The sequence below is a fragment of the Streptomyces johnsoniae genome (genome assembly GCF_031845565.1).
Lineage (GTDB): Bacteria > Actinomycetota > Actinomycetes > Streptomycetales > Streptomycetaceae > Streptomyces > Streptomyces johnsoniae.
On sequence record NZ_JAVREV010000074.1, the window covers coordinates 1 to 454 of the forward strand.

The window sequence follows — 454 nt, forward strand, 5'->3', positions numbered from 1 at the left end:
TCAGAACGGCCTCGTCGTGCTGGACCACGACGAGCACATGCGGCCCGGCACCACTGCGGCTGACCTGGGCAAGCTGAAGTCCGCGTTCGAGGGCCTGGGCGCCATGGGCGGCTTCGACGACGTGGCGCTGCAGCGCTACCACTACGTCGAGAAGATCAACCACGTCCACACCGGCGGCAACAGCTCGGGCATCGTCGACGGCGCCGCGCTGGTGTTGATTGGGTCCGAGAAAGCTGGTGTCTCTCAGGGGCTGACGCCGCGGGCTCGCATCGTGGCGACGGCTACCAGCGGCGCTGATGCGACGATCATGCTGACCGGCCCGCAGCCAGCCACCCGCAAAGTGTTGGATCGTGCCGGCCTGACCGTCGATGACATCGACCTGTTCGAGCTCAACGAGGCGTTCGCCTCGGTGGTGCTGAAGTTCCAGAAGGACCTCAACATCCCCGACGAGAAG

At 65.9% G+C, this 454-nt stretch carries 1 pseudogene; it reads left to right on the forward strand.

Annotated features, from left to right (window positions below):
• Positions 1-454: pseudogene (locus tag RM779_RS33330) on the forward strand (acetyl-CoA C-acyltransferase); the annotation flags it as partial.